This is a genomic window from Streptomyces sp. SolWspMP-5a-2 (genome assembly GCF_900091845.1).
GTDB lineage: Bacteria > Actinomycetota > Actinomycetes > Streptomycetales > Streptomycetaceae > Streptomyces > Streptomyces doudnae.
The window spans coordinates 39,330-45,633 of the sequence record NZ_FMCI01000104.1 but is presented as its reverse complement, the minus strand read 5'-3'; the positions used below and the strand labels follow the sequence as shown (position 1 = coordinate 45,633).

5 protein-coding genes are annotated in these 6,304 nt (G+C 73.2%); 3 read left to right on the top strand and 2 right to left on the bottom strand.

Annotated features, from left to right (window positions below):
• Positions 1 to 1,037: glycerophosphodiester phosphodiesterase family protein (locus GA0115242_RS10020; RefSeq protein ID WP_093826747.1), on the top strand; the 1,037-nt coding region annotated here is incomplete at its 5' end.
• 30 nt (positions 1,038 to 1,067) lie between these two features.
• On the opposite strand, the gene GA0115242_RS10015 is transcribed toward GA0115242_RS10020, so the two are convergent.
• On the bottom strand, positions 1,068 to 1,730 hold the full coding sequence (locus GA0115242_RS10015; protein WP_093826745.1) for a mycothiol-dependent nitroreductase Rv2466c family protein: 663 nt from the start codon (positions 1,728 to 1,730) through the stop codon (positions 1,068 to 1,070).
• A 152-nt stretch (positions 1,731 to 1,882) separates the two neighbouring features.
• Between GA0115242_RS10015 and pepN the strand changes: the two genes are divergently transcribed.
• Together pepN and GA0115242_RS10005 are read left to right on the top strand one after the other, a co-directional pair.
• The gene (gene pepN / locus GA0115242_RS10010) at positions 1,883 to 4,459 is read left to right on the top strand and encodes an aminopeptidase N (protein WP_093826743.1); all 2,577 of its coding nucleotides are present in this window, start codon (positions 1,883 to 1,885) and stop codon (positions 4,457 to 4,459) included.
• A 235-nt stretch (positions 4,460 to 4,694) separates the two neighbouring features.
• Positions 4,695 to 5,744: a hypothetical protein gene (locus GA0115242_RS10005; RefSeq protein ID WP_093826741.1), complete on the top strand. Its 1,050-nt coding sequence runs from the start codon at positions 4,695 to 4,697 to the stop codon at positions 5,742 to 5,744.
• Positions 5,745 to 5,804: 60 nt separating this feature from the next.
• Here the strand turns inward: GA0115242_RS10005 and GA0115242_RS10000 are convergent, their stop codons facing one another.
• A complete protein-coding gene (locus tag GA0115242_RS10000; protein ID WP_093826739.1) occupies positions 5,805 to 6,224 on the bottom strand; it encodes a VOC family protein in 420 nt (139 codons plus the stop codon).
• Positions 6,225 to 6,304: the final 80 nt, after the last annotated feature.

Below are 6,304 nucleotides of genomic sequence, written 5' to 3'. Positions count from 1 at the left end.
CCCGCGCGGCCGCCGCGGGGGCCGGGCAGCCCCTGGTCGTCGGCCACCGGGGCGCCGCGGGCTGGCGGCCCGAGCACACGGCCGCCGCGTACACGTACGGCGTGCAGACCGGCGCCGACTGGATCGAACCCGACCTGGTGCCCACCCGCGACCACGTGCTGGTCGTGCGGCACGAGAACGACATCTCGCAGACCACGGACGTCGCCGCGCACCCGGAGTTCGCGGGGCGCAGGACCACGCGGACGGTGGACGGGCGGCCGGTGACCGGCTGGTTCACCGAGGACTTCACGCTGGCGGAGCTGAAGACGCTGCGCGCGGTGGAGCGGCTGCCCGGGGTCCGCGACCGCAACACCGTCCTGGACGGGCGGCAGCAGGTGCTCACCTTCCAGGAGGTCGTCGACCTGGCGCGGCGCCTGTCGCGCCGGTACGGGCGGACCGTCGCCGTCTTCCCGGAGACCAAGCACCCCACCTACTTCCGCTCGATCGGACTGCCGCTCGAGGGGAAGCTGGCCGAGGCGGTGCGGCGCAACAGGCTGGGGCCGCGCGAGTGCGTGGTGCAGTCCTTCGAGCCGTCGAGCCTGCGGCGGGTGGCGGCGCAGCGGCTCGGGCTGCCGCTGTGGCAGGCGCTGGGCACCACGGGCGGGCCGTACGACCTGGTGGCGGCGGGCGATCCGACGACGTACGCGGACCTGATGACCCCGGCGGGCCTCGCCGGGATCGCGGAGTACGCCGACTGGATCGGCCCTGACAAGACCTCGGTCGTGCCGGTCGGCGCGGACGGGCGGCTCGGCACGCCGACCACGCTGGTGGCCGACGCGCACGCGGCCGGGCTGCGGGTGGGCGCGTACACCTTCCGCGCGGAGAACCAGTTCCTGCCGGTGGACTTCCGGCGCGGGAGCGACCCGAACGGCTTCGGCGACGCCTTCGCCGAGTACGCGCTCCACCGGCGGCTGGGCGTGGACGCGGTGGTGACGGACTTCCCCGACCTGGCGGTGCTGGCCAGGGACGGGGCGGGGGCACCGGACGGGACGGGGTGACGGCGGCGGCCGCCACCCCGCGGGCGCCGTCTAGAGGTTGCTGAAGTCCGGGCCCTTGGTGCGGGTGCGCTTGATCTCGTAGAAGCCGGGGACGGAGGCGACCGCGAGGGTGCCGTCCCAGAGGCGGGCGGCCTGCTCGCCCTGCGGGGCCGGGGTGACGACCGGGCCGAAGAAGGCGACCTGCTCGCCGTCGGCGCCGGGCACCGCGATCACCGGGGTGCCGACCTCCTGGCCGACCAGGTCGATGCCCTCCTTGTGGGAGGCGCGGAGCTGGGCGTCGAACTCGAAGTCCTCCTGGTCGGCGTAGTCGATCAGGTCGGCGGGGAGTCCGGCGTCGGCCAGGGCGGCGGCGATGGCCTCGGTGGTCGGGCCCTCGCCGTTGTTGTGGAAGCGGGTGCCGAGCGCGGTGTACAGCGGGCCGAGGACATCGGCGCCGTGCTTCTGCCAGGCCGCGGTGGCCACCCGGACCGGCTTCCACGCCTTGGTGGCGAGCATGTCCCGGTACTCCTCGGGCAGCTCGTCGACCCGGTCCTCGTTCAGGACGGCGAGGCTCATGATGTGCCAGCGGATCTCGATGTCGCGGACCTTCTCCACCTCCAGCACCCACCGGGAGGTCATCCAGGCCCAGGGACAGAGCGGGTCGAACCAGAAGTCGACAGGGGTCTTCGCGGGAGTGGTCGCGTTCTCGGGCATGGCTCTCCTCGGAATGAAGGCGTCTTCACAAAGGCGTCTGTCCTCGCAACACCGCCCACCGCTCACCCCATTCCCGGCTGTCCGCCGTCAGGGGCGCATGGCAGGATCGGTGCTGTCCCGACTCCACCACACCACCAGAGGAAGTGCCGCCCGTGCCCGGTGAGAATCTGTCCCGTGACGAGGCCCGGGAGCGGGCCGCGCTGCTCTCCGTCGACGGGTACGAGGTCTCCCTCGACCTGCGCTCGGCCGTGGGCGACGACGCCGGTGAGGGGCCGCGGACGTTCCGCTCCCTGACCACGATCCGCTTCCGCTGCAACGAGCCGGGCGCGTCGAGCTTCGCCGACCTGATCGCACCGAGCGTGACGGCCCTGTCGCTCAACGGACGCGACCTCGACCCGGGCGCGGTCTTCGACGGCACCCGCATCCTCCTGGAGGACCTGGCCGCCGAGAACGAGCTGGTGGTGGACGCACGCTGCGCCTACTCCCGCACCGGCGAGGGCATGCACCGCTTCGTCGACCCGGAGGACGGCGAGGTCTACCTGTACACGCAGTACGAACCGGCCGACGCGCGGCGGGTGTTCGCCAACTTCGAGCAGCCCGACCTGAAGGCCCCCTACCGCTTCGAGGTGCGCGCCCCCGAGGGCTGGACGGTGTGGTCCAACGGCGCGGGCACGCAGACCGACGGCGTGTGGCGGTTCGCGGAGACCAAGCCGATCTCCACGTACATCACCTGTGTGGTGGCGGGCCCCTACCACTACGTGACGGACTCCTACACGCGTGAGCTGCCCGACGGCTCCCGCCTGGAGATCCCGCTCGGCGCGCTGTGCCGCAAGGGGCTCGCGCCCTACTTCGACGCCGACGACATCTTCCTGGTCACCAAGCAGGGCCTGGACTTCTTCCACGAGCACTTCGACTTCCCGTACCCGTTCGGCAAGTACGACCAGGCGTTCGTGCCCGAGTACAACCTCGGCGCGATGGAGAACCCGGGCCTGGTGACGTTCCGCGAGGAGTACATCTTCCGCGGGAAGGTGACGCGTTCGTCGTACGAGAGCCGCGCCAACGTCATCCTGCACGAGATGGCGCACATGTGGTTCGGCGACCTGGTCACCATGGAGTGGTGGGACGACCTGTGGCTCAAGGAGTCGTTCGCCGACTTCATGGGCGCGTTCGCGCTGGTCGGCGCGACCCGCTTCGAGGACGGCTGGATCACCTTCGCCAACCGCCGCAAGGCGTGGGCGTACCGCGCCGACCAGTTGCCCTCCACCCACCCGGTCACCGCCGACATCCGCGACCTCCAGGACGCCAAGCTCAACTTCGACGGCATCACCTACGCCAAGGGCGCGAGCGTCCTGAAGCAACTGGTGGCGTACGTCGGCCAGGACGCGTTCCTGGAGGGCGCGCGCCGCTACTTCAAGCGGCACGCGTACGGCAACACGCGCCTGTCCGACCTGCTGGCGGTACTGGCGGAGACCAGCGGCCGGGACATGGGCGGCTGGGCGCGGTCCTGGCTCCAGACGGCGGGCGTCAACGCGCTCACCCCGCAGGTGGTGCTGGACGCGGAGGGCCGGATCGGCGAGCTGGCGGTGCTCCAGGAGGCCGCCGAGTCGCACCCGGAGCTGCGCCCGCACCGGGTGGCGATCGGCCTGTACCGGCTGGAGGACGGCGCGCTCGTGCGGTACGCGCGCGCCGAGACGGACGTCGACGGCCCGCGCACGGTGGTGGCGGAGCTGGCCGGGCAGCCCGCCCCCGGGCTGGTGCTGGTCAACGACGACGACCTCACGTACTGCAAGACCCGCTTCGACGCGACGTCGCTGGCGACCCTGCGCGACCACCTCGGCACGATGACGGACCCGCTGGCCCGCGCCCTGTGCTGGTCGGCGCTGTGGAACATGACCCGGGACGCGCTGCTGAACGCGCCGGACTTCATCGACCTGGTGACCCGGTTCGCCCGCCGCGAGAGCGACATCGGCGTGCTCCAGATGCTGCACGCGTGGGCCGGTTCGGCGCTGGTCAACTACGCGCCGCCGGCCTGGCGGGAGACCGGCGGGAAGCTGCTGGCGGAGGTCGCGCTGCGGGATCTGCGCGAGGCGGTGCCGGGCAGCGAGCAGCAGTTGGCGTGGGCGCGGTTCCACGCGTCGGTGGCGTCGGCGCCCGAGGACCTGGCGCTGCTGGCGGGGCTGCTCGACGGCACCGAGAAGATCGACGGGCTCGACGTCGACCAGGAGCTGCGGTGGGTGCTCCTGGAGCCGCTGGCGTCGCACGGGCGGGCCGACGAGCGGGTCCTCGCGGCCGAACTGGCCCGCGACGACACGGCGTCCGGCAAGCGCCACCAGGTCCGCTGTCTCGCCGCGCGCCCGTCGGCCGCGGTCAAGGCGCAGGCGTGGGCGCAGGTGGTGGAGTCGGACGCGCTCTCCAACGCGCTGGTGGAGGCGACGATCGCGGGCTTCGCGCAGTCCTCGCAGCGGGAGCTGACGGCGCCGTACACGGAGAAGTACTTCGCGGCGATCGAGGGGGTGTGGGAGCGCAGGTCGATCCAGATCGGCATGGACGTGGTGCGCGGCCTCTTCCCGTCCTTCCCGACGCCGCAGGACGCGGCGGGCACGCTGGCCGCGACGGACGCGTGGCTCGCCTCCCACGAGGGGTCGGCTCCGGCGCTGCGCAGGCTGGTGCTGGAGGCCAGGGACGATCTGGCGCGGGCCCTGCGGGCGCAGGAGGCGGCGCGGCTCTGAGCCCTGGCCCCGGACCCCGCCCGGCACCGATCTTTGGCCAACGCCTAAGCCACCGGTGACCGTTACGGAATCCGGTCATTCGCCCCCGTAACCCCTGGCCCGCCCCGGACGGACCAGGGGTTTTCGGTGCCTACTCGGCATCCGCACCCTCATCCTTTAGCTCCGCCTTGTCCGCATTTGTCGACGAGCGTGTAACAGCGGTTACTTCGCGATTCGGGCGCGGCATACCCGTTCCATGACCCAGCAACTCCCCCCACGGCCGCCCGTCTCGCCCCGCCTCCCGCGCCACCGCCCCGACGTGCGGCACCGCCTCCTGACGTCGGCTCAGCTCCGGGCGCGCGGCGTCTCGCCCGCCGCGGCAGGCGAGCGCTGCCGCCCCGGCGGGCCCTGGCAGCAGCTCCTGCCCGGCGTGTTCCTGCTCCACCCGGGCCCGCCGACCGGCGAGGAGCGGCTGCACGCGGTGCTCATGTACGCGGCGAAGGAGCGGTCCCCCGGGGTGCCGGTACAGCCCGCGGCCGGGGCGCCCCACCGCGCGCCGTACCCGGAGGCCCAGATCACCGGACTCGCGGCGCTCTCCCTGCACGGGTTCGGCAGCGCGCCGGGGCTGCTCTCGCTCGACCGGATCGACGTGCTGGTGCCGCGCAGGCGGCGGCTGCGCTCCACCGGGCGGGCCAGGGTGGTGCGCGCGGCGCATCCGCCGGTCCCCGTGCAGCGGGCGGGAGTTCCGGTCGCGCCGGTGCCGCGCGCCCTCGCGGACGCGGTCGCGGACCTGTCGGACGCGGAGACCGTACGGCTGCTGCTCACCGAGGCGGTCCGCGGCGGCCACTGCGAACCGGCTTCGGTGGTACGGGCGTTGACCGCGGCGAAGCTGCTGACCAGGCCGCACGTGGTGGACGCGGTGGACTCCCTGCTGGCGGAGGGCCGTTCGATCGCGGAGGACCGGCTCTACCGCATGGTCCGGGAGTTCGGCCTGCCCGACCCGGTCTGGAACGTCGACCTGCGGATGCCCGGCGGCCCGCACCTCGGCGGCCTCGACGCCTACTGGCCCGACCAGGCGGTCGCGGTCGAACTCGACACCCGCGCGCCGCGCACGGACGAGGACGCCCTCTGGTCGGAGTACGCCAGGAAGAGGGAGCATCTGGAGCGGCTGGGCATCACGGTCGTCCATGTGACACCGCGCAAGCTCCGCGAGGCGATGGACCAGCAGGCGACCGTCGTCCGCACCGCCCTGATGGCGGCCGACGACCGCGAACCGGCCGCGTACGTCGTGGTGCTGCCCCGGTAGTGACGAACGGGGGCGGCACCAGGAGGGGAGAGGAGGGACCGCCGCGCCGGCGGTCCCTCCTCAGCTCGCCGCCGGGCCGGGGAGCGCGGCAAGCCCGAACTTCTCCCGCGCGGCCGGGGTGACCGGGGTGAAGAGGTTGACGAGGTTCCCGTCGGGGTCGCGCAGCAGCAGCGAGCGGTTGCCCCAGGGCATGGTGGCGGGCCCGGCGACCCGCTCGGCGTCCGCCGCCGCGCCGTGCAGCCGGTCCACGTCGTCGACCAGGAACTCGACGATCACGCTGTGGTTGTCGGCGGGCCGGGCCGAGCCCGGCGCGAAGAGCGGGACGGTGCGGACCCCGGCCACGGCGAGGGTGGCGCCGGGCGTGACGATCTCCGCGAAGTCCTCGGTGGCCCACGTCGCGGTCACCCCGGTGACCCGCTCGTAGAAGGCGACGAGCCGGGCGACGTCGGCGGTGATCACGCGGACGGAGACGAACTGCATGGTGTCCTCCCTGGACGGGTCGGTCGCTGTCGTGCCTCCGAGGCTAGGACGGATACCGGACAGAACCGGTCCGGTATCGC

Excerpts from the sequence above, each read along its gene's own strand:
- GA0115242_RS10015 (WP_093826745.1), bottom strand. The coding sequence starts at position 1,730 with ATGCCCGAGAACGCGACCACTCCCGCGAAGACCCCTGTCGACTTCTGG.
- GA0115242_RS10005 (WP_093826741.1), top strand. The coding sequence starts at position 4,695 with ATGACCCAGCAACTCCCCCCACGGCCGCCCGTCTCGCCCCGCCTCCCG.
- GA0115242_RS10000 (WP_093826739.1), bottom strand. The coding sequence starts at position 6,224 with ATGCAGTTCGTCTCCGTCCGCGTGATCACCGCCGACGTCGCCCGGCTC.